This is a genomic window from Streptomyces sp. NPDC060035 (assembly GCF_042736635.1).
Taxonomy (GTDB): domain Bacteria; phylum Actinomycetota; class Actinomycetes; order Streptomycetales; family Streptomycetaceae; genus Streptomyces.
Window position 1 is genome coordinate 271,961 of the sequence record NZ_JBHWVO010000008.1, and the last position, 22,475, is coordinate 294,435.

Consider the following 22,475-nt stretch of genomic DNA (forward strand, 5'->3'; position numbering starts at 1 on the left):
CCGCCCGTGTCCCGAACCACCCTCCGGCGGGGGGCCGTTGCCGCACTGTGCGCGGCGCTGCTGCCCGTCGTACCGGCGGCCTCCGCAGCCGCCTCACCCAGACCCCCGGCCCCGCCCTCGGACGCCGCGCTCGCCAAGGAGCCGGCCAGGCACGACCTGACCCGTGAGCAGTTCTACTTCGTGATGCCCGACCGGTTCGCCAACGGCGACACCTCCAACGACCGCGGCGGGCTGACCGGCTCGCGGCTGGAGACCGGCTACGACCCCACGGACAAGGGCTTCTACCAGGGCGGCGACCTCAAGGGCCTCTCCGACAGGCTCGACTACATCAAGGGCCTCGGCACCACCGCCATCTGGCTCGCCCCGATCTTCAAGAACCGGCCCGTCCAGGGCACCGGGGACAACGCCTCTGCCGGCTACCACGGCTACTGGATCACCGACTTCACCCAGGTGGATCCGCACTTCGGCACCAACGCCGACCTGACGAAGCTGATCGACAAGGCCCATGGCAAGGGCATCAAGGTCTTCTTCGACGTCATCACCAACCACACCGCCGACACCGTCGACTACGCCGAGAAGAAGTACGGCTACAAGCCCAAGGGTGCCTTCCCGTACCTCGACAAGGACGGCCGCCCCTTCGACGACACGCAGGGCGTCGCGAAGACCGACGAGGGCTCCTTCCCGTACACGCCGGTCAACGCCGGCAAGAAGGTCCCGTCCTGGCTCAACGACACCACGATGTACCACAACCGGGGCGATTCGACCTACGCGGGCGAGTCCACCGAGTACGGCGACTTCTCCGGCCTCGACGACCTGTGGACCGAGCGTCCCGAGGTCGTGTCCGGCATGGAGAAGATCTACGAGAAGTGGGTCCGCGACTTCGACATCGACGGCTTCCGCATCGACACCGTCAAGCACGTCGACCTCGACTTCTGGACCCAGTGGGCCACCGCCCTCGACGACTACGCGGCGAAGCGGGGCCGCGACGACTTCTTCATGTTCGGCGAGGTCTACTCCGCCGACACCGCCATCACCTCGCCCTACGTCACACGGGGGCGTCTCGACTCGACGCTCGACTTCCCCTTCCAGGAAGCCGCACGGCAGTACGCCTCCCAGGGTGCTCCCGCCTCGAAGCTCGCCGCGGTCTACGGTGACGACTACCGCTACACCACGGACAAGGCCAACGCCTACGAGCAGGTGACGTTCCTCGGCAACCACGACATGGGCCGGATCGGCACCTTCCTCGAGCAGGACAACCCGAAGGCCGGTGACGCGGAGCTCCTGGACCGCGCCCGCCTCGCCAACGAGCTGATGTTCCTCGGCCGCGGCAACCCGGTGATCTACTACGGCGACGAGCAGGGCTTCACCGGAGCGGGCGGCGACAAGGATGCCCGCCAGACGCTCTTCGCCTCGAAGACCGCCGACTACCTCGACGACGACCAGCTGGGCACCGAGCGCACGCACGCCTCCGACGCGTACGACACCCGGCACCCGCTCTACCGGTCGATAGCGGCGCTCTCCGAGCTCACCCGGGAACACCCGGCGCTGCGTGACGGGACCCAGACCGAGCGGTACGCGGAAGGCTCCGTGTACGCCTTCTCGCGCGTGGACACCGAGCGGCCGTACGAGTACGTCGTGGCCACCAACAACGGCACCGCGGCGAAGACCGTCGAGCTCGCCACCGGTTCGGCCGGAATGAACTTCCGTACGCTGTACGGCGGTTCCGCGAAGTTCCGCAGCGGCGCCGACAAGGCGATCAGCGTCACCGTGCCCGCGCTCTCCAGCGTCGTGCTCCGTGCCGACAAGCCGCTGGGCGCCCCGGCCACCAAGCCCTCCCTCACCCTGAAGGCCCCCGCCGCCGGAGCCACCGGCACCGTCGAGATCACTGCCGACGTGGACGGCGGCCAGCTCAACCGGGTCGTGTTCGCCGCGCAGACCGGCAACGGGAAGTGGCGCACCCTCGGCTCCGCCGACCACGCCCCGTACAAGGTCACCCAGCACCTGGACGACTCGGTGAAGGCCGGGACGCCCCTGCGCTACAAGGCCGTGGTCATCGACCGCGCCGGGCGCACCGCCGGTGCGCTCGCCTCGACGACCGCCGGACAGACGCCGCCGGCCCCGAAGCCGGTCGCCGTCGAGCGCGACCACGCCGTCGTCCACTACAAGCGCGCGGACGGCGACTACGAGGGCTGGCAGCTGAAGTCCGGCGACACGTCCGCCGACTTCATCGGGCGGGACGCCTACGGCGCCTTCGCCTGGATCGACCTCGCCGAGGGCACCTCCTCGGTCCCGTACACGGTCGAGAAGGACGGCACCGCCGACGGGCCCCTGCGCACCGTCGACCTCGCGAAGACCGGCCAGATCTGGGTCGAGCAGGGCAAGGACGGGCAGGCCACCGAGGCACCCGACGGAGCCAACCCGCCGCAGGACACCGCCAAGGCCGTCCTGCACTACCACCGCGCCGACGGCAACTACGACGGCTGGGGCCTGCACACCTGGACCGGGGCCGCCGCGCCCACGGACTGGGCGAAGCCGCTGCAGCCCGTGAAGACCGACGCCTACGGTGCCACCTACGAGGTTCCGCTCACCGACGGCGCCACCTCGCTCAGCTACATCCTCCACAAGGGCGACGAGAAGGACCTCCCGAGCGACCAGTCCCTGGACATCGCCTCGTACGGACACGAGGTCTGGATGCTCGGCGGGAAGCCCGGCTACCTGCTGCCGCAGACCGGCGGCGCGCCCACTCCCGACCTCACCAAGGCCGAGGCCCAGTGGATCGACGCCGGCACCGTCGTATGGAAGGTGAAGGCCACCGACGCCACCAGCCAGCAGCTCGTGTACGCGAAGGACGGCGGGATCTCCGTCGTCGACGGCGCCCTGACCGACGAGGGCCAGTGGCTCCGGCTCAACGCCACCGTGCTCACCGACGCGCAGAAGGCGAAGTACCCGCACCTCAAGGACTACCCGGCGTTCACCGTCGACGTCCGCGACCGGGACAGGGTCCGTCAGTCGCTGCGCGGCCAGCTGATCGCCACCCAGCGTGCCGCCAACGGCGCCCTGCTCGCAGCCACCGGGGTGCAGACCGCCGGAATCCTGGACGGCCTGTACGGGAACGCCGCGAGCAGCGCCGACCTCGGCCCGGTCTTCCGCAAGGGCAGCCCCACGCTCTCCGTCTGGGCCCCCACCGCCCGTACCGTCGCGCTCGAACTCGACGGCAAGAGCGTCCCGATGCGGCGCGACGACCGCACCGGCGTCTGGTCGGTCACCGGAAAGAAGAGCTGGAACGGCAAGCCCTACCGGTACGCCGTGAACGTCTGGGCGCCCACCGTCCAGAAGATGGTCACCAACAAGGTCACCGACCCCTACTCCACCGCCCTGACCGCCGACTCCGCCCGCAGCCTCGTCGTCGACCTCGACGACCCGAAGCTGGCCCCGAGCGGCTGGTCCGGCCTGAAGAAGCCCACAGCGACCCCGCTGCGCGACGCGCAGATCCAGGAGCTGCACATCCGCGACTTCTCGATCGCGGACGGGACGTCGAAGCACCCCGGTGAGTACCTGGCCTTCACCGACACCCGCTCCGACGGGATGAAGCACCTCAAGGAACTCGCGGACTCCGGCACCGGCTACGTCCACCTGCTGCCCGCCTTCGACATCGGGACCATCCCGGAGAAGAAGTCGGACCAGGACAAGCCCGCCTGCGACCTGTCCGTGTACGCCCCCGACTCCGAGGAACAGCAGGCCTGCGTCGCGAAGGCCGCCGCCAAGGACGGCTTCAACTGGGGCTACGACCCGCTGCACTACACGGTCCCCGAGGGCAGTTACGCCTCCGACCCCGACGGCACGAAGCGCACCGTCGAGTTCCGGCAGATGGTGCAGGGGCTCAACGGCGCCGGGCTGCGGACCGTCATGGACGTCGTCTACAACCACACCGTCGCCTCCGGCCAGGACGACAAGTCCGTACTCGACCGGATCGTGCCCGGCTACTACCAGCGGCTCCTGGAGGACGGCACCGTCGCCACCTCGACGTGCTGCGCCAACACCGCGCCCGAGAACACGATGATGGGCAAGCTCGTCGTCGACTCGATCGTCACGTGGGCCAAGGAGTACAAGGTCGACGGCTTCCGCTTCGACCTGATGGGACACCACCCGAAGGCCAACATCCTCGCGGTCCGCAAGGCCCTCGACGAGCTGACCGTCGCGAAGGACGGCGTCGACGGAAGCAAGATCATCCTGTACGGGGAGGGCTGGAACTTCGGTGAGATCGCCGATGACGCCCGCTTCGTCCAGGCCACCCAGAAGAACATGGCCGGCACCGGCATCGCCACCTTCTCCGACCGGGCCCGCGACGCCGTACGCGGCGGCGGCCCCTTCGACGAGGACCCCCGCGTCCAGGGCTTCGCCTCCGGCCTCTACACCGACCCCAACACCTCACCCGCCAACGGCACCGAGGCCGAACAGAAGGCCCGGCTGCTCCACTACCAGGACCTGATCAAGGTCGGCCTCACCGGCAACCTCGCCGACTACACCTTCACCGACACCCAGGGCCGTACGGTCAAGGGCTCGGCCGTCGACTACAACGGGGCCCCCGCCGGATACGCGGCGGTGCCCGGAGACGCGCTCGCCTACGCCGACGCCCACGACAACGAGTCGCTGTACGACGCCCTCGCCTTCAAGCTCCCCGTGGGCACCCCGGCCGCCGACCGGGCCCGCATGCAGGTCCTGGCGATGGCGACCGCCGTACTCTCGCAGGGCCCCTCGCTCTCCCAGGCCGGCACCGACCTGCTGCGCTCCAAGTCGCTCGACCGCAACTCGTACGACAGCGGCGACTGGTTCAACGCGCTGCACTGGGACTGCCGCAAGGGCAACGGCTTCGGCCGCGGACTGCCGCCCGCCGTCGACAACAAGGCCAAGTGGTCCTACGGGAAGCCGCTGCTGACCGCCGCCGCGCTCACCCCCGGGTGCGCGCAGATCACCGGCGCCTCCGCCGCGTACCAGGACCTGCTCACCATCCGTACCACCGAGAAGGAGTTCGGCCTCGCCACCACCGAGCAGGTGCAGGACACCCTGGCCTTCCCGCTCTCCGGGAAGGACGAGACACCCGGGGTGATCACGATGCGCCTGGGCAAGCTGGTCGTCGTCATGAACGCCACCCCGGGTACGCAGAGCCAGGACATCCCCGAGCTGGCCGGGAAGGCGTACGCACTGCACCCCGTCCAGGCGGCGGGCGCGGATGCCGCGGTCAAGAAGTCCTCGTACGAAGGGAAGTCGGGCAGCTTCACCGTCCCGGGACGCACGGTCGCCGTGTTCTCCCAGCGCTGACGCCCCTGTTCCATCCGGCCGGTCTCCGGCTCCGCGCCCTCATCGGCTCGGAGCCGGGGCCGGCCGGGTCCGTTTCGCGGAGAACTCCCTTGTGCGGGCGGCGCGGTCACGCGAAGCTGATGCCGTACACGTGTATGTACGCTGTCCTCGTATGTGCACTCGTCCGCACTCGCACCCAGGAGCGCCTGATGCCACAGATCACCGTCGACTACTCCGCCGAGCTCGACGACAGCTTCGACCGCCGCGGCTTCGCGCTGGCCCTGCACCCGCTCATCGCCGAGACCGTGACCACCAAGGTCCACGGCTGCAAGACCCGGTTCCTCCGGGCCGATGACTCCGTCGTCGGCGACGCCGTGACGGGCTACGCCATCGTGAACGTCTCGATCGGGATACTGCCCGGCCGCACCCCCGAGATCAAGGCACAGCTGACGGAAGCCGCTCTGGAGCTGCTGACCGGGCATCTGAAGCCCGTCGACGGCCTCACCGTCCACGCCTCGGTCGAGGTCCGGGAGCTGGACGCGTCCTTCTGCAGGTATTAGCTCTGCGGCAGCCGTTGTGACAGGACGGCGGGTGCGGCGGGGGCCAGGACGGAGAGCCGGGTCAGCAGATCTCCGAAGGGTCCGTCCGCCGGCTCCTGCGCGAAGACCCGCAGCACGATGCCTGCCATCTCCTGGTCGTACGCGGCGCTCACCGCGGCCAGCGCAGCGAAGTCGTGCACCAGCTGCAACTCCAGCTCGGCACGCGGAATGCGCCGCCCGTCCAGCCAGAGCAGGGCCGTCGACTCGGCCAGCGACACCCAGGACCGCACCACGAGCTCCAGCCGGGCGGGCGGCGGGCCCGAGACTCCGAGGTGGGCGATGATCTGCTCGTACGCGGCCTGCCGCACCCCGTCGATCAGGGCGTCGGCCGTGGACGAGCCGCCTGCCGGACCACCCCGCATCAGCGCGGCGAAGCCGGGCCCGTGCTCCTCGACGAAATCGAAGAACCTGCCCATCACCCGCAGCAGTCTTGCCCCCAGGGGTCCTTCGTGGGCCTCCAGGAAGCGGCCGGCCAGCTCGTCGGCGGCACGGCCCAGCGCCGCCTCGTACAGGCTCTGCTTCCCCGGGAAGTAGTGGTAGACGAGCGGACGGGAGATGCCGGCCGCAGCGGCGATCTCGTCGATCGACACGTCGTCGGGGGAGCGGTGACTGAACAACTCCAGCGCGACGCCGATCAACTGCTGCCTGCGCTCGTCGACGCCCATCCTGCGCCGCACACCGGTCGTCATGCCCACAGCCTAACGGGGGCCGGACACCGCGCCTTCAGCGCAGGGCCCCCACCCGGCTGCCGTCCGCCAACAGCCCGTCGAGCTGCGCCCGGTCGCCCGCCCGGGCCCGCACCGCCAGCAGACGCCCGTTCGCCCGCCCCCTGACGCCTCCCGTCGCCGACAGGGACGCGAACTGCCGGGAACCGGCTGCGAGTACGTACCAGCGCCCGCCGTCCGACTTCCACAGCACGCCCGCGAGAACCTGCGGTCTGCGCACCCCGCAGTCGGGGGAGTCCTCGGAGCGTGCCGCGACCGCACCCGGCGTACCGGCGCCGCCCGAAAGTTCGGGCGGTGCCTGGAACTGGGCCAGCACCCTGCTGCCCGTGCCCCGCCAGGTCTCCGCCCGGGTGCAGAGCCACAGGGCGGCCCCCTCGCCCTCGGGCAGCGGCTGTCTCGCGTACGGCCAGGAGTTCACCGACCGGACGCCGTGCGAACGCACGGTCGGCAGCAGACAGGCGGTGCGTGCCCAGCTCTCCCGTTCGGCCCGGCCCGACACATCGTGCGGGGCGGACGGCGTACCGGAGGTGAGGCGGACCGGTGTCAGTTCGCCGAGGTCCGTCATCAGCCGGGCCGCTGTGTCGTCCCGCACCTCCAGGGCATCCCAGGAGTGACAGCCGACCGAGGCCGCAGGTCCCGTCAGCGCAGCCGTCACCCCGTGGCGGTCGCGCCGCAGAGGTCGCGCCGCGTCGTGCGGTGCGAGCAGATTCCGTACGGAGACCTCACGCACCCAGGGGGCCGTCAGATAGCGGATCCTGCCCTTGCGGCGCTGCACGACCAGGGCCCCGGCGGCCGCCGAGTCGGCGCCGTCCACCCGGGCGAAGTCGAGAGCGGCGCCCCCGGCCGGATCGGCGTTGCGGGGCTCGGCGTAGCGCACGATCCGCAGCCCGTCGTGGAACAGCACCACCGCCGCCGCGCCGACCTCGCCCGCGTACAGGAGCTGAGGTGGACCCATGGGCGGGCCGACCGGCGTCCCGGGCGTGGCCGACGAGGCCACCGCACGGCCGGGCCGCGCCCACACGGCGAGGGCACGGCCCAGTAGCCGGGTGTCATCGGTCCGGTCGCCCCGAGCGGGCCAGGCGGTGAAGTCCCGGCGGACCGAGCTCCGCCAGAACCCGGCGGCCACCCGGCGCAACGCGGCCGGATCCAGGGCCTGTTCGGCGGCGGCGTTACGGGAGTAGAGCGGCGCGGAGGCGGTGCCGGGGCCCAGGCCGTCGCCCGGCATCAGCAGCAGCGTCCCGCACACCAGCAGCGCGCCGAGCCCGGCCGTGACGGCCCGCCCGTGCCGTCGGCGGCGCAGCAGATCGGTCGGGCGGGCCTGCAGGGAACACGGGTCGAACTCGGGCGACGCGAGCAGTGCGTGGGACCCGTCGAGCGTGTCTGCCTCCAGCAGTGCCGCCCGGGGGTCCGCGACCCCCGCCGCACCGAGGACCCGGCACACCTCCGTGTCCGCGAGCCCTTCGAGACCGCGCAGCACATGGGCGGCCCGGCAGGGGCCCGAGGCCTCGGCCAGGGCCTGCTCCAGGGCCAGTTCCTTCGCACCGCAGGAGTGCGGGAAGAGCCGCAGCCCCCACACCTGCGGCAGCAGGGGCGGCAGCTGCACGCGCCGCGGCCGCGCGAACCGCAGCAACGGCAGTCCCGCCTCCAGCGCGGAGCGCACCACCCGGAGCCGCAGATAGGCGTACCCCCGCTCGGCCGAGGCCGCTCCGGCAGCATGACGCGGCCTCGGGAGAGCGGCCTCCGCGGGCGCGCTGCGCGACCGGGGCAGGGACCGCTGGGCGAGCCAGTGCGCCGTCAGCACCCGGCGGTTGCGGCCGAACGAAGGCGGCAGCACGAGATATCCGATCCTGACCAGCCGCGCATAGTGCTCGACGAGCGCGTCCTCGGCCCGGTCCGTACCGGCCTGTTCCGCGAAGGGGCGGCCGGCGGACGACGGTACTGCTCGCAGTAGGTGCACGTTCAGCAGAACGAGCGAATGGTGCGATGGTCACTCCGGTGCGCCAGGGGCGCACGCCCGGCGGACCGTCGCTCGCTGTTGAGACCCTGGCCGCAATCCGTAGTTCCGCCGCACCAGGAGGGAGTACCGGGGCACGATGGCCGGATGGTGAAGCAGCTTGAGTGGCGACGAGGACGAGGCCCCCGGGCCGCCGCGGCCGTACTTGCGGGGCTGGCCCTGCTTGCCGCCTGCGGCGGGGGAGCGGACGGCGACGACAGGCCCGCCGTTCCGCCGACCGCGACAGGGACGCTGGAACAGCTGGCATCGAAGGCGCGCTGCGAGCCGAACCTGCAGACCGACGCCCAGGAGATCCGGCAGGCCAACTGCACCACCGGTGACGGACGGTACGTGCTGGCCACCTTCGCCACCGACCGCGGCCAGCGGGAGTGGATCAACGAGGCCAACGACTACGGGGGTTCGTACCTGGTCGGCCGCAAGTGGGTCGCCGTCGGTGACGCGAAGGTGGTCGCAGCACTGCGCGGCCGGCTCGGGGGGACGGTGGAGACCGCCTCGCCTCACCACTCGGGGAACAGTGGCAATGGGGGGAGCGAGGGCGGGCACTCCGGTCACCACGGGAGCTGACCGCGCAGGAACGGGGGAAGGTGCCGCTGTGTGGGGGGAGCGGGGGCGTCAGGGCCGCGTCAGCTGCACTTGCGCCCGCCGTTGACGCAGCTCACCACCTTCTTCATCAGCTGGTCGTCGAAGACATTGATGAAGTCACCGTGATCGGTGACGGGCTTGTGCAGCTGCTCCGGGAAGGAGTCGACGGCGAAGCCGGGGCCCGGCGGCACGTCGTACACAATGCGCTGCACCAGCTGCGGAATGGCCCTGAAGCCGTTCGGGCACCGCCCGTCGTCCTGGGCGAACGCCACATGGGTGCGGTGATTCGCACTGTCGGTGTTCTGACCGTCCCAGCAGCTCTGGAAGGCGAAGGAACGCACCACCTGGCTGCCTTCCGGGCAGATCGGATACTTGTCCTTGAGCTGCCTGTCCTCGAATCCGGTGCAGCTCCAGGACGCGTTGGCGTTGGCGTCGCCGTTGGTGAATGCCTTGGCGTCCCCGGTGATGATCCGCAGGAAGCGCGGCATTGCCGTGACCTTCCCGGAAGGGGAACCGACGAATTTCAGCGTGACCTGGGACGGAGTCTGAATCTCTCCGACGTTCTGGTCCTTGCCGCCACCGTCGGCGCCCACGTCGTTCTCGTCCTGTCCGTTCTGCAGGCGCAGCACCGGCCAGTAGTAAGTGGACTTGTCACCCTGATTACGGCAGGTCGATTCGCCGCCGGCCAGATCGTCATCGCTGGAGAAGGCGTCGGTGGCCTGATTTCCGACGTAATCGTGCATATGGTGAGCGCCGTTGCTCACTCCGGGTGCAGCAATGACGTTGTCAGGGTTGAATTTGCCGTTCTCGTTACGGCCGCAGTCGGTCGTGAACGTACCGCGGGAGGCGCCCCGGCGGTTGCGGGGGCGGTCGACGTTGGGCTCGACGGACTCGATGTCGACAAAGTCGGAGGCTTCGGGGCCATTGCCTTCCTGGCCGTCGTCCTCGCCCTGGTCGTCGCCGTCCTGGCCGTCTCCCTGCCCCTGGTCGGCACCCTGGTCGGCTCCCTGGTCATCGCCGCCCTGGTCCTGGTCGCCGCCCTGGTCCTGGCCGCCGTCCTGTCCCTGGTCGTCGCCGCCCTGGTCCGCACCGTCCTCGGCGCCCTGGCCGTCGCCCTGGCCGTCGTCCTCGTCATCGGCGCGCAGGCTGCACGGTGCGAGTCCCTCCAGGCCCTGCGGCCGGTCCGCCGCATTGCGTTCGATGGCGATCCCGATCCGGTCGAGACTGGCGGCCCGCTTGTTCTTCAGCGGGCCGAGTACGGAATTTTCGGCAAGGCCGGGATCCTGCGCGATCTGTTCCTTCCGGTCGGCGAATTTCCGGTAGGCGTCGGTGATCTGTGTATCCATCGCCGCCAGTTCACGGTCGACCTCCGGGCGCGCCTGATCGGGCACGTCGGGGAGGGCTATTCCCGCGTCGGGGCAGTCGATGGTGGACATCTGCCGGCCCGCGTTCCGGGTCCGGTCGGGGGGTGAGCCCGACCATCCTTCTCCCGCGCTTGCGTAGACATTGACTGCGACCAGCCCACCTCCGCCCAGAATCAGAGCGGCCGAAGCGACAATCGCCCGGTTGGCGAGTGTCGAACGTTTCTTGCGCGTCGTGCGTCCCATGGAACTCCTCTGCTTCGAGGGAGAAGCGTGACGTCCCATACGGGGCGGGCACCCGGACCGTTCAGAACCCTGTGGAATTCGTGGGAATCTCCATGACCAAAACGGCCCGAACGCCCGGAACGGTCAATGCTCAAGTCTCAGGCGAAGGCGGCCAATCGGTCATCCACCGGAGCTCCCGTCATCCGGTTGGCCAGCGTCGACATCGTGTAGGTGCCGATGCCGAGGACCACCTCCAGGGCGTTGCGAAGGGTGTGGCCCAGCGACAGGAAGTCCTGCAGCGCGTCCTCGTCGACCGCGCCCGCCGTCGCGAGGACGGCGAGGGTGAACCGGCGTACGCCCTCCAGTCGTTCGTCCGGCAGGGCCTGCGGCTCGGCGGTGCGCAGCGCCGCGATGAGCTCGGGGGCGGCGCCGAGCGATGTCAGCCTCTCCGTGTGCATGGCCACACAGATGTGGCACGCGTTGCGGGTGGCCATCGTCATGACGACGACCTCGCGCGACAGCGGGTCCAGGGTGCTCGCCTCGAAGGTGGCACTGGCCTGGAGGAAGCCGTTGAGCAGCTCCGGTGAGGTGGCGAGCCGGGCAACGGCGGACGGGAGGTGACCGCCCTGTTTCTTCGCCACGGCCTCCATGGTGCGCCGGGCGGCGGGCGGTGCGGAGTGAAGGGTGTGGTCGGGGAACGCGGATACGGGCATGGCGGGCCTCTCGCGGTAAACTCGACAACGTGATTGACGAAAAGGTAAACCAGGTTGTCGAAGTGCGCAATGGCTGAGCCGGAGGTGGGGAGGCAGGGGGCCGGATTCGAGCTGCCGATGCTGCTGTTCGCCGGATTCCGTTCGATCATCGACGCGTTGCACCGCGAGCTGGCTGCGCAGGGTCACCCCGACGTACGTCCCGCCTACGGCTTCGCACTCCAGGCCGTCGGACGCGAGGGGGCGAGCGCCAGCGAGATCGGCCGGCGACTGGGAGTCTCCAAACAGGCCGCGGGCAAAACCGTCGAGAAGCTGGAGGGCTTCGGCTACGTGGAACGCGTCGACGATCCCGCGGACGGCCGGCGCAAACTGGTCAGGCTCACCGCGCGCGGCATCGACCTGCTGACCAGGTCGGCCGAGGGCTTCGACCGGCTCCGCGCCGAGTGGGTCCGGGCACTGGGCGCCGAGCGGGTTCGGGCGCTGGAGGCCGACCTGCGCACGATGGCCCCCGCGAACGCGTTCCGGCTGGACGCGGAGGGATGGTTCACGGGCTGAGCCGCCGAAACGGCGGATCGGTTCGCGGGCTGAGCGGTCGACATCCGATCGGTTCGCGGGCGGGCCGTTTGCCGGTGGAGGCGGATCGGTTCGCGGCTCGGCCCGCGAGGCGGGTCAGCCCCGGTCCAGATAGGCGAGCACGGCAAGCACCCGGCGGTTGTCGTCGTCCGAGGGCGGCAGGCCGAGCCTTCCGAAGATGTTCGAGGTGTGCTTGGCCACCGCCCGCTCCGTGATCACCATCTGAGCCGCGATCGCCGCGTTCGAACGGCCCTGCGCCATCAGCTCCATGACCTCGCGCTCCCGGGGAGTGAGCCCGCCGATCGGCTTGTCCTGGGCCCGTCGCGACAGCAGCTGCGAGATCACCTGCGGGTCCATTGCCGTACCGCCCGCCGCCACCCGGCGTACCGCGTCGATGAACTGGTCCGCGTCGAAGACCCGGTCCTTCAGGAGGTAGCCGATGCCGCCGTTGCCGTCGGCCAGCAGCTCCCGCGCGTACAGCTGCTCCACATGCTGTGACAGCACCAGCACCGGCAGGCCGGGCCGGCTGCGCCGGGCGGCCAGCGCGCACTGCAGGCCCTCGTCCGTGTGCGACGGCGGAAGCCGGACGTCGACGACAGCGACGTCCGGCTTCAACTCGGCCAGGGCCCTGGTCAGCTCGGGCCCGGTCTCCACGGCTGCCGCGATCTCGAAATCGTAGGCCTCGAGCATGCGCACCAGGCCGTCGCGGAGCAGGAAGAGATCTTCGGCTAGGACAACGCGCAAGGGATCTCCATGGTCACCATGGTGGGGCCGCCCGCAGGGCTGCTGACGGCCAGTACGCCGTCGAATGTACCCAGTCGGCGTTCGATTCCGCTCAGTCCCGAGCCGGTTCCGATCGCCGCACCGCCCTTACCGCTGTCCGTGACGGAGATCCGCAGCATGCCCTCCGCATGGTGCAGGTCCACCCAGATGCGTTCAGCGCCCGAGTGCTTCACCACGTTGGTCAGGGCCTCGCTGACCGCGAAGTACGCGGCCGACTCGACGGGTGCCTCGGCCCGTCCCGTGAGCTCCACGGTCACCTCGGACTCGACGGGCAGCCGCAGCGCCAGGGCCTTCACCGCGTCCCCGAGGCCCCGCTCGGCGAGGACCGGTGGGTGGATGCCCCGTACGAGATCCCGCAGCTCCGTGAGAGCCTCCGCGGAGGACGCGCGGGCCATGGCCAGCAGCTTCTTCGCCTGCGCCGGGTCCTTCTCGATGAGCGCCTCGACGGTGCCCAGATTCATGCCCATGGCGACCAGCCGTGCCTGTGCCCCGTCATGCAGGTCCCGCTCGATGCGCCGCAGTTCGGACGCCGCCGTGTCCACGGCCTCGTGCCGGGTCTCGGTGAGCCGGTCGATCCGCTGCGCCAGCTCCTGCTCGTGCGTGGGCGCCAGCACCGACCGGGCGAGTACGAAGTGCAGGCGCAGCAGGGGCCGGCTCGCCCACAGGCCGACATGGAAGAGCGCGATGCCGAGCGCCGCGGCGGCCAGTCCCGTCGCCTGGCTGCTGACCGGCACGAATCCGTACCAGTACGTGCTGTCCTCGAACACCCGCCACAGGCCCGCCGCCAGGACGAGCCCCTCCACCGGGTAGACCATCAGCGCGAAGGACAGGGCCAGCAGCACGTAGCCGGCCGTCATGTCGACCAGCAGCCACTGCAGGTCCCGCCAGGTCGCCGGGTCCTTCAGCATCAGCACGGTGCGCTCCACCTGTCCGGTGAAGCCGGTGCGCAGGTCCCGCGGGAACCGCCGGTAGGGGACCGGGATGCGGACGTCGGACCAGGTGACCGCCAGCAGCCGGCGCTGGTTGGCGTGCTTGCGCACCAGCTGCAGCACATACGGCGTGGTGATCAGACCCACGCCCAGCAGGATGAAGGCGATGGAGAGCACCGACAGCACGAAGAGGGTGATCGACCCTGCCGTGGAGGCGAACGACAGGACGAACGACCGCCAGGCTGCCAGCATCGAGGCCCTGATCCGGCTCCGCGTCGCATTCATCGTGCTCTCCCCTCGCCGGGTCCCGGTCGGACCCCGTTCGCAGAACAGTCTCGCCCGCATCCCATGGGGACCGGCAGCCGTTTCACCACCCGGGCGGGGTGTACCCAGCACCACCCTCACGACCTGGTGCTACGACTCCGGGAGAGGGGGCTTCGGCGGCTGGGGCGGCGGGCCTTGCGTTCCTAGATTCGGATGCATCCTGTCCGACGTTACTTCTGGGGGCGAAACCGCATGAGGCGCAACCTCGCGGCAAGCATCGGTGTGTGGAGCGCACACCACCGTAAGACAGCCATTTTCGGCTGGTTGCTCTTCGTCGTGCTCGCCGCCGGCATCGGCGGGGCATCCGGCATGGTCGAGATGTCCGAGTCGGAGAACGGTGCCGGCGACTCCGCCCGCGCCGAGCAGATCCTCGACGACGCGGGCCTCGGCCACCCTGCCGGTGAGCTGGTCATGGTGTCCGCGGCCCGTGCCGGTGACTGGCGCACAGCGGCCGGTGAGATCACCGCGGCCCTGGACGGGACCGGCGAGATCCAGAACCTCGCGGCCCCCGTCCCCTCGAAGGACGGGAAGGACGCGCTGATCACCTTCGAGATGAAGGGCGACGCGGCGACCTCCGCCGACCGGGTGCAGCCGGTACTGGACGCGGTGTCCGGTGTCCGTGAGCGCCACAGTGATGTCGAGATCCACCAGTTCGGCGAGGCCAGTGCGGGGAAGTGGCTCGGCGACCTGCTCACCGAGGACTTCCGCAGGGCCGAACTCACTGCCGTGCCACTGGCGTTGGGCATCCTGCTGGTCGCCTTCGGTGCCGTGGTGGCAGCGCTGCTGCCGGTCGGTCTCGCACTGACCGCCTGCATGGCCGCGTTCGGGCTGCTGTCGCTCGCCAGCCACCGGCTGCACCTCTTCCAGACCACGTACTCCGTGATGTTCCTGATGGGCTTCGCCGTCGGCGTCGACTACTGCCTCTTCTACCTGCGGCGCGAACGCGACGAGCGGGCCGCGGGACGCGATGCCGAGACCGCGCTGCGTATCGCGGCCGCCACCAGCGGCCGGGCCGTCCTCGTCTCCGGGCTCACCGTGATGGTCGCGATGGCAGGCATGTTCCTGTCCGGCCTGCTGCTGTTCAAGGGCTTCGCGCTCGCCACGATCATCGTCGTGTTCATCGCGATGCTGGGCTCCGTGACCGTCCTGCCCGCGCTGCTGTCCTGGCTCGGCGACCGGATCGACGCAGGGCGCGTACCGCTCCTGAACCGGCGCGGCAAGCGGGGCATGAAGGCGAGCGGCGGTGTCGCGGGCAGGGTGCTGGGGCCGGTCCTGGCCGCCCCCAAGGTCTTCGCCGTGGCGTCGGTCCTCGTGCTCCTCGCCCTGGCCGCGCCTGCGCTCGGCATGAAGACCGAACAGCTGGGCCTGGAGAAGCAGTTCGGCTCGGACTCGCAGCTGGCGATCGACTACGAGCGCATCTCCGACAGCTTCCCCGGCGGCCCCGCCCCCGCCCTCGTCGTCGTCAGGGCGGACGACATCGGCGCACCGGAGGTCCGTACGGCACTCGCGTCCTTCGACCGGGTGACCGTCTCCACCGCACAGAACGTCGCGGAGATCGAGGTTCCGCTGCCCGGCGGCGAGGACGACCTGGCCGAACTGCGCGACCAGCGGGTGCCGGACGCCTTCGACGGGACGGGCGCCGAGGCCTATGTGACCGGCGAGGTGGCCTCGTCCGCCGACTTCAACGACCAGCTGAAGCGCGGCATCGTCCCGGTCTTCGCCTTCATCACCGCCGTCACCTTCCTGCTGATGCTCTTCTGCTTCCGCAGCTACGTCATCGCGGTGACGTCCATCCTGCTCAACCTGCTGTCCGTCGCCGCCGCCTACGGGGTGATGACCGCCGTCTTCCAGCACGGCTGGGGCGCCGAGCTGATCGGCTCGGAAGGCGTCGGCGCGATCGAGTCCTGGATGCCGCTGTTCGTCCTCGTGGTTCTGTTCGGCCTCTCGATGGACTACCACGTGTTCGTCGTCTCGCGGATCCGTGAGGCCCGTGACAGCGGGCTGGACACCCGCTCCGCGATCGACATGGGCATCCGGCGCACCGCGGGAGCGGTGACGGGCGCCGCGGCGATCATGGTGGCTGTCTTCGCCGTCTTCGGAACCCTGTCCATGCAGGACATGCAGCAGATGGGCGTCGGCCTCGCCGTCGCGGTGCTGCTGGACGCCACGATCGTACGGATGGTCCTGCTGCCCTCGGTCATGCTGCTGCTGGGCGAGCGGAACTGGCGGGTTCCGCGCGGACTCTCCCGGCTGCCGGGCCTGGAGCACAGCGAGCCCGCCGAGCCCGCCGCCGGCCCGGTACCGGCGGGATCACACAGCTGACCCGCCCCACCCGGAGGACAGGGAGGCCCCGGAACCCGGGGCCTCCCCGTCTTCGGTTCAGGGGGCGTACTTGTAGCCCACGCGCCGGACGGTCTGGATCGAACGGCGGTGCTCGGCACCCAGCTTGCGGCGCAGCCGGGCGACATGGACATCGACGGTGCGCCCGTCGCCCACGTGCCCGTAACCCCAGACCGTCGTGACGAGCTGATCGCGGGTGTGCACCCGGTGCGGATGCGCCACCAGATGCGCCAGCAGCTCGAATTCGAGGTACGTGAGATCGAGGGTGACACCGTCCACGGCCGCGGTGCGCCGGGTGGAGTCGATCTGGACGGGACCGCCGGCCGGAGCCTCGGAGACCTGCTCCGGCACGAACTGCCGGTGCTGGGAGGAGGCGACGGCCCCGGCGAGCGCCGGCTGCTGGTCGGCGGGGACGAGTACCAGGTAGCCGATCATCGGCGGCCGGCCGGGCAGCGCCGGAAGCGTGTGCTGCGGGGCGGGCAGCCAGGTGGCACCCGGCGGCAGGAAGCCGGCCACATCGGCGAACTCCACGACCTCGTCACGGTCGACGGCACGCAGCCGGTGGCGGTTGGGGGAGAGGGTGTTGCGGGCGGTGGTGGTGGCCGCAGCGGACACCGCGGAGGCTGCGGTGGCAGCCGATGCGGTGGAGAGGGTACGAGTGTTCGCCATGAGGGTCAGCTCTTTCGCGCGAGGAGTCGTCGAGGGACGTACGTCGTGCGCGCGGGCCGAAGACCGGGGTGAGCGGCTTTAGAGGGCCTGCGCGTTCCACGCGCGGCAACACACCCGGTCGAAGTCATGATGCTGACGAGAGGGCCAGAACGGCTCGAGGTCGCTGCGACCCGACGAGGTGTACTGGAAGCTGGCCATGCCCCCATTGAAGCAGAGAATACGGCGGCGCAGCAGAGTCCTCTCACCCGTCGATACGGACGCTTCGCGTTACCTTCCTCACCCGCCCCTCCCGTCCCGGCCGTGACCGGGGGAGGGTTGACCCCGGAACCACCGAAAACGGGGTGCCCGCCGGTACGTTCCCGGCGGGCACCCCGTTGCTCGGTGAGCGTGCGATCAGACCTGGTCGGCCTTCTCCAGCGCGCTGCAGCAGGTGTCGACGATCAGCCGCGTGACGACGTACGGGTCGACGTTGGCGTTCGGACGACGGTCCTCGATGTAGCCCTTCTGGTCCTGCTCGACCTGCCACGGGATACGGACCGAGGCGCCGCGGTTGGAGACGCCGTAGCTGTACTCGTTCCACGGGGCGGTCTCGTGCAGACCGGTCAGACGGTCGTCGATGCCCGCGCCGTAGTTCTTGACGTGGTCCATCGGCTTCGAGCCCTCACCGAGCGACTCGGCGGCGGTGATGATCGCCTCGTAGCCCTCGCGCATCGCCTTCGTGGAGAAGTTGGTGTGCGCGCCCGCGCCGTTCCAGTCGCCCTTGACCGGCTTCGGGTCGAGGGTGGCGGAGACGTTGAAGTCCTCGGCGGTGCGGTACAGCAGCCAGCGGGCGATCCACAGGTGGTCGGAGACCTCCAGCGGGGAGACCGGACCGACCTGGAACTCCCACTGGCCCGGCATGACCTCGGCGTTGATGCCGGAGATGGCGAGGCCCGCCTTCAGGCAGTTGTCGAGGTGCTGCTCGACGATGTCGCGGCCGAAGATCTCGTCCGAGCCGACACCGCAGTAGTAGCCGCCCTGCGCCGCCGGGAAACCGCCCTCGGGGAAGCCGAGCGGACGGTGACCGTCGAAGAAGGTGTACTCCTGCTCGATGCCGAAGATCGGCTCCTGGCCCGCGAACTGCTCGGCGACCGGGCGCAGCTCGGCGCGGGTGTTGGACTCGTGCGGTGTCATGTCGATGTTGAAGACCTCGCACAGGACGAGGACGTCGTCACCGCCGCGGATCGGGTCCGGACACGAGAAGACCGGCTTCAGGACCCGGTCGGAGGCGTGCCCCTCGGCCTGGTTGGTGCTCGAACCGTCGAAGCCCCAGATGGGCAGCTCCGCGCCATCGGTCATGATCTTCGTCTTGGAACGAAGCTTGGCGGTCGGCTCGGTGCCGTCGATCCAGATGTACTCAGCCTTGAACGTCACGGACGCCATCCTTTGCGGGTGCTGCGGTCTATGGTGCGCAGCTTGGCAAGGTGCGATTTCCCGTCCGTTGCCCGAATGTGAACCACGTGTTACCGAGGTTTCCTGTGAATGCTCTGCAGCAGGTACCCAGGGCCCTGAGGCGTCTCACCGTACGGCGCACTGGATACGGTCCGCGCCGGTCCGCGCCGGAGGGCAGGCCGGGCACACTGGCGGCATGACCACACCATCTGCGTCCACACCGCCCCGCCCCGCCCCGGGCACCCCGATGCGGATCGGCCTCGTCGGCGCGGGCCCATGGGCACGCATGACCCATGCCCCCGCCCTCGCCGGACACCCCGGCGTCGCGCTGAGCGGAGTCTGGGGCCGCCGGCCCGAAGCGGCGGACGCGCTCGCCGCCGCCCACGGCACCGCGGCGTACACGGGCGACGCGGGCATCGACGCGCTCCTGGCCGCGAGCGACGCGGTGGCCTTCGCCGTGCCGCCCGACATCCAGGCGCCCCTGGCCGCGCGCGCCGCTGCGGCCGGATGCCACCTGCTGATGGACAAGCCGGTCGCCACGACGGTGGCGGCGGCACGCGAGGTCGCCGAGGCCGCGGAGCGGGCCCAGGTCGCATCGGTGGTCTTCTGCACGCTCCGGTTCGCCGCCGGGACGTCCCGGTGGGTGGCCGAACAGGCCGCGGCGGGCGGCTGGTTCACGGCCCGGGCCCAGTGGATCGGTGCGCTGTACGCCCCGGGGACGAGCAACGAGTTCGCCGCATCTCCCTGGCGCCGCGACAAGGGAGGTCTGTGGGACGTCGGTCCGCACGCGCTCTCGGTCCTGATCCCGGTGCTGGGGGACGTGACGGAGGTCGTGGCGGCACGCGGACCCGCCGACGCCACACACCTGCTGCTCCGGCACACCTCCGGTGCGTCCAGCACGGTGACGCTCGCACTGGACGCACCGGTGGGCGCGGTGGGGACGGAAGTCGAATTCAGGGGTGAGCAGGGAACGGCCGCCCTGCCCCAAGGGGGCGACGATGCGCTCGGTGCGTTCCGGGCGGCCGTGGACGCGCTGACCGAGGCGGCGCGTACCGGAGTGGCGCACCCCTGCGACGTACGGTTCGGGCTGCGGCTCACGGAGCTGCTCGCGCAGGCCGAGGCGGGACTGGGGCCGCTGCCCGCCCGCTCCTGAACCCCGGCCCCTGTCCGCTCAGCCCACGCGCTCGATGCGGGCGTTGCGTATCAGGAACTTGCCCGGCTCGCGGACCTGCTCGAACGCGGCGTTGTTGAGCAGGGCGCAGCTCCCCGAGACCGAGGTGACCTCCACGGTGGTCGCCTTGTTGTTGTCGAGGTTGGTCACCTTGAGCTCGGTGCCGACGGGGAACTGGCTGCTGGACGCGGCAGGGGCGCCGCCCTCGCCGGAGAGCGTCACGGTGGACCCGGCGCAGACGACCTCCCCGGCAGCCTGGTCCCCTCCGCCGGGCGGCGCGGTGTCCGCCGGTTCCCCGGCCGGTTCCTCGGCCTGTTCCCCGGGCTGCGACGCGGCAGGGGGAGCCGCCGGTGGAACGGCGGGGGGAGCGGCCTCGCCCCCGCATCCCGAGGCGGCCTGTTGGCGCCGGATCTGCGCGACGACCGCCTCCCGGTTCTCGATCCGCGCCTCCGACAGGGCATCCGGATTCGCCCGCTGCCCGGCGATGAACTGCTCGTTGTTGCCCAGGGCCGTGGCCAGCCCCGTACAGACAACCGACGAGGCCCCGTCCGCCGAGGGCGACTGCGACGCCTGACTGGTCCCGGCCAGCACGGCCGCCGTTCCTCCGGCGAGCGCGACGGCCCCGGCGAGCAGGGCGAGCTTCTTCTTCCGGCCGATGGTCTTCTTGCGTGACACGTAGGGCTCCTGTCCCCGGCCCGGGGGCGCGGGATGCGCTCCGGCCGGTTCGGTGCGTGTGTGTCCCTACGTACGGGTAACCGGCCGATTCGTTTCAACGGCCGCCCCTGTCACTCCGGGGGCAGGGCCCGGCACAGCGCATCGAGCGCCTCCTCGTACGCGTGCTCGGCCGGCGTCGCATAGCCCACGACCAGTCCGTCCCTCCGTGCCCCTGAGCCGACGGCGGCCGGGTGCAGATACGAGGAGAGCCCGTCCACCGCCAGCCCCTGCCAGGCCGCGGCCCTCACCACCGAACGCTCCGTTCCGCGCGGCAGTTCCAGCACGGCATGCAGTCCCGCGGCGATCCCGGACGCCCTGACGTGCGGGGCCCGTTGTTCCAGCGCCGCCACCAGTTGGTCGCGGCGCCGCCGGTGGCGCTGCCGCATCCGGCGCACCTGACGGTCGTACGCCCCCGATTCGACGAAGTCCGCGAGGGTCAGCTGCTCCGTGGCGCTCGACCACTGCTCCCGCGCACCCTTGGCCGCGAGGACACCGTCCACCAGCCGTTCGGGCAGCACCATCCAGCCGATCCGCAGCGTGGGGGAGAGGCTCTTGCTCACGGACCCCAGCAGCACCACATGTTCGGGATCGAGTCCCTGCACCGCTCCCACCGGCTGCCGGTCGTAGCGGAACTCCCCGTCGTAGTCGTCCTCCACGACCAGACCGCCGGTCGCCCGCGCCCAGTCGACCGCGGCGGCACGGCGCTCCGGATGCAGCGGGCCGCCGGTGGGGAACTGGTGGGCCGGAGTGAGCAGCACGGCCCGCTCCCCCCTCCCCAGATCCCCTATCCGTGCACCGTGTTCGTCGACGGCGACCGGCCGGGTCCGCACCCCTTGACCGCCCAGCAGCTCACGATGGAACGGCAGTCCGTAGGCCTCGACCGCCCACGGCCCGCCCACCACGTCCGCCAGCAGCCGCAGCCCGTGGGCGGCGCCCGAACAGATCACGATCCGCTCGGGCGAGGTCCGCACGCCGCGTACCCGGGCGAGATACGCAGCCAGGGCCTCGCGCAGCTCGGGCCGCCCGTGCGGATCACCGGGCCCGAAGGCGTCGTGGGGGGCCCGGGCCAGTGCCCGCCGGGCGGAGGCCAGCCAGGCGGTGCGCGGGAAGACGGAGGGGTCCGGTCTCCCCTGGACGAGATCGTGTACCGGCCGGACGGCCCGTTCCGGGGTGCGCTGCCGGTACGTCCGGGTGAGGGGCGAGGCCCGTTCGGCGACCCTGGTCCCCGAGCCCTGGCGAGCGGCCAGCCAGCCCTCGGCGATGAGCTCGGCGTAGGCGTCGGCCACGGTGTTGCGGGCCAGCCCGAGATCGACGGCGAGCGAACGGTACGGCGGCAGCCTGGTCCCCGGGGTGAGGCGCCCGCTCCGGATCGCCTCGCGCAGCGCCCGCATCAGAACGGCCCGCCGGTTGCCGGTGCCCGAGAGCTCCAGTGGCAGATCGCTGCCCAGGATCTCCGCAGAATTGACCCACGAATCCGTCATCCGAATGCACCCCGTAACCAGTCACCGAACCTCGTAGATTCGTACCCATGACGACGACAGAGATCAAGCCCGGCACCGACGCCTCCCCTGCCGCCTCCACCGTCCGGCTCAATTTCGCCAAGGTCGCACCCAAGGTCTTCCGCGCCGTGATCGGCCTCGACGCGGCGGCCCGCGAGGGCCTGGACCCGACCCTGGTGGAGCTGGTCCAGATCCGCTCCTCGCACCTCAACCAGTGCGCGTACTGCCTCCACATGCACACCTGTGACGCCCGCAGGGCGGGCGAGAGCGAGGAGCGGCTGCACATGGTCGCCGTATGGCAGGAGGCAGCGCACTTCTTCACGGCGAAGGAGCAGGCGGCCCTCGCGCTCACGGACGCGGTCACCCGCGTCGGGGACGCCGGAGTGCCCGACGCGGTGTACGAGCGCGCCGCGACGCACTTCGAGGAGCAGGAGCTGGCCCAGCTGCTGGCCCTGATCCTCACGATCAACACCTGGAACCGCATCGCCCTCGCGACGGCCAAGCGCGCGGGCACGGACGAACGCTGAT

17 protein-coding genes are annotated in these 22,475 nt (G+C 70.8%); 7 read left to right on the forward strand and 10 right to left on the reverse strand.

Features of this window, described 5'->3' with window-relative positions:
- The first annotated feature begins 6 nt into the window (after positions 1 to 6).
- Together pulA and ACFWBQ_RS15985 are read left to right on the forward strand one after the other, a co-directional pair.
- Positions 7 to 5,319, forward strand: coding sequence for a pullulanase-type alpha-1,6-glucosidase (pulA, locus tag ACFWBQ_RS15980; protein WP_385488433.1), 5,313 nt, complete (start codon positions 7 to 9; stop codon positions 5,317 to 5,319).
- A 188-nt stretch (positions 5,320 to 5,507) separates the two neighbouring features.
- The gene (locus ACFWBQ_RS15985) at positions 5,508 to 5,858 is read left to right on the forward strand and encodes a 5-carboxymethyl-2-hydroxymuconate Delta-isomerase (protein ID WP_385488436.1); all 351 of its coding nucleotides are present in this window, start codon (positions 5,508 to 5,510) and stop codon (positions 5,856 to 5,858) included.
- Here ACFWBQ_RS15985 and ACFWBQ_RS15990 read toward each other — a convergent pair.
- Entirely contained in the window at positions 5,855 to 6,586 is a 732-nt protein-coding gene (locus tag ACFWBQ_RS15990) for a TetR/AcrR family transcriptional regulator (RefSeq protein WP_385488438.1), read from the reverse strand. The genes ACFWBQ_RS15985 and ACFWBQ_RS15990 overlap by 4 nt on opposite strands.
- A gap of 34 nt (positions 6,587 to 6,620) precedes the next feature.
- On the reverse strand, positions 6,621 to 8,570 hold the full coding sequence (locus tag ACFWBQ_RS15995; RefSeq protein ID WP_385488577.1) for a hypothetical protein: 1,950 nt from the start codon (positions 8,568 to 8,570) through the stop codon (positions 6,621 to 6,623).
- A gap of 153 nt (positions 8,571 to 8,723) precedes the next feature.
- Between ACFWBQ_RS15995 and ACFWBQ_RS16000 the strand changes: the two genes are divergently transcribed.
- Positions 8,724 to 9,200: a hypothetical protein gene (locus ACFWBQ_RS16000; protein ID WP_385488440.1), complete on the forward strand. Its 477-nt coding sequence runs from the start codon at positions 8,724 to 8,726 to the stop codon at positions 9,198 to 9,200.
- A gap of 59 nt (positions 9,201 to 9,259) precedes the next feature.
- On the opposite strand, the gene ACFWBQ_RS16005 is transcribed toward ACFWBQ_RS16000, so the two are convergent.
- Positions 9,260 to 10,825 (reverse strand): DUF1996 domain-containing protein, encoded by a 1,566-nt coding sequence (locus tag ACFWBQ_RS16005; protein WP_385488443.1) that lies wholly within the window; start codon positions 10,823 to 10,825, stop codon positions 9,260 to 9,262.
- Between the two features lie 137 nt (positions 10,826 to 10,962).
- Positions 10,963 to 11,517, reverse strand: coding sequence for a carboxymuconolactone decarboxylase family protein (locus tag ACFWBQ_RS16010; protein ID WP_385488445.1), 555 nt, complete (start codon positions 11,515 to 11,517; stop codon positions 10,963 to 10,965).
- 69 nt (positions 11,518 to 11,586) lie between these two features.
- Between ACFWBQ_RS16010 and ACFWBQ_RS16015 the strand changes: the two genes are divergently transcribed.
- The gene (locus ACFWBQ_RS16015; protein WP_385488448.1) at positions 11,587 to 12,069 is read left to right on the forward strand and encodes a MarR family winged helix-turn-helix transcriptional regulator; all 483 of its coding nucleotides are present in this window, start codon (positions 11,587 to 11,589) and stop codon (positions 12,067 to 12,069) included.
- 114 nt (positions 12,070 to 12,183) lie between these two features.
- Here the strand turns inward: ACFWBQ_RS16015 and ACFWBQ_RS16020 are convergent, their stop codons facing one another.
- Positions 12,184 to 12,831, reverse strand: coding sequence for a LuxR C-terminal-related transcriptional regulator (locus tag ACFWBQ_RS16020; protein WP_385488450.1), 648 nt, complete (start codon positions 12,829 to 12,831; stop codon positions 12,184 to 12,186).
- On the reverse strand, positions 12,816 to 14,084 hold the full coding sequence (locus tag ACFWBQ_RS16025; protein ID WP_385488453.1) for a sensor histidine kinase: 1,269 nt from the start codon (positions 14,082 to 14,084) through the stop codon (positions 12,816 to 12,818). Before ACFWBQ_RS16025 ends, ACFWBQ_RS16020 begins: the two co-directional genes overlap by 16 nt.
- 231 nt (positions 14,085 to 14,315) lie before the next feature.
- Here ACFWBQ_RS16025 and ACFWBQ_RS16030 point away from each other — a divergent pair, with 231 nt between their 5' ends.
- Positions 14,316 to 16,445, forward strand: coding sequence for an MMPL family transporter (locus ACFWBQ_RS16030; protein WP_385488455.1), 2,130 nt, complete (start codon positions 14,316 to 14,318; stop codon positions 16,443 to 16,445).
- 57 nt (positions 16,446 to 16,502) lie between these two features.
- Here ACFWBQ_RS16030 and ACFWBQ_RS16035 read toward each other — a convergent pair whose 3' ends face one another.
- The gene (locus tag ACFWBQ_RS16035; protein ID WP_385488457.1) at positions 16,503 to 17,132 is read right to left on the reverse strand and encodes a winged helix-turn-helix domain-containing protein; all 630 of its coding nucleotides are present in this window, start codon (positions 17,130 to 17,132) and stop codon (positions 16,503 to 16,505) included.
- 393 nt (positions 17,133 to 17,525) lie between these two features.
- Entirely contained in the window at positions 17,526 to 18,545 is a 1,020-nt protein-coding gene (gene glnII / locus ACFWBQ_RS16040; protein ID WP_385488459.1) for a glutamine synthetase, read from the reverse strand.
- Positions 18,546 to 18,759: 214 nt separating this feature from the next.
- Here glnII and ACFWBQ_RS16045 point away from each other — a divergent pair, with 214 nt between their 5' ends.
- Positions 18,760 to 19,716 (forward strand): Gfo/Idh/MocA family protein, encoded by a 957-nt coding sequence (locus ACFWBQ_RS16045; protein WP_385488461.1) that lies wholly within the window; start codon positions 18,760 to 18,762, stop codon positions 19,714 to 19,716.
- Between the two features lie 18 nt (positions 19,717 to 19,734).
- Here the strand turns inward: ACFWBQ_RS16045 and ACFWBQ_RS16050 are convergent, their stop codons facing one another.
- Together ACFWBQ_RS16050 and ACFWBQ_RS16055 are read right to left on the reverse strand one after the other, a co-directional pair.
- On the reverse strand, positions 19,735 to 20,409 hold the full coding sequence (locus ACFWBQ_RS16050; protein ID WP_385488463.1) for a hypothetical protein: 675 nt from the start codon (positions 20,407 to 20,409) through the stop codon (positions 19,735 to 19,737).
- A 110-nt stretch (positions 20,410 to 20,519) separates the two neighbouring features.
- Complete coding sequence (locus ACFWBQ_RS16055; protein ID WP_385488465.1) at positions 20,520 to 21,929, reverse strand: PLP-dependent aminotransferase family protein; 1,410 nt, start codon at positions 21,927 to 21,929, stop codon at positions 20,520 to 20,522.
- A 47-nt stretch (positions 21,930 to 21,976) separates the two neighbouring features.
- On the opposite strand from ACFWBQ_RS16055, the gene ACFWBQ_RS16060 reads away from it, so the two are divergent.
- Positions 21,977 to 22,474 (forward strand): carboxymuconolactone decarboxylase family protein, encoded by a 498-nt coding sequence (locus ACFWBQ_RS16060; RefSeq protein WP_385488468.1) that lies wholly within the window; start codon positions 21,977 to 21,979, stop codon positions 22,472 to 22,474.
- The last annotated feature ends 1 nt before the right edge of the window (position 22,475 follow it).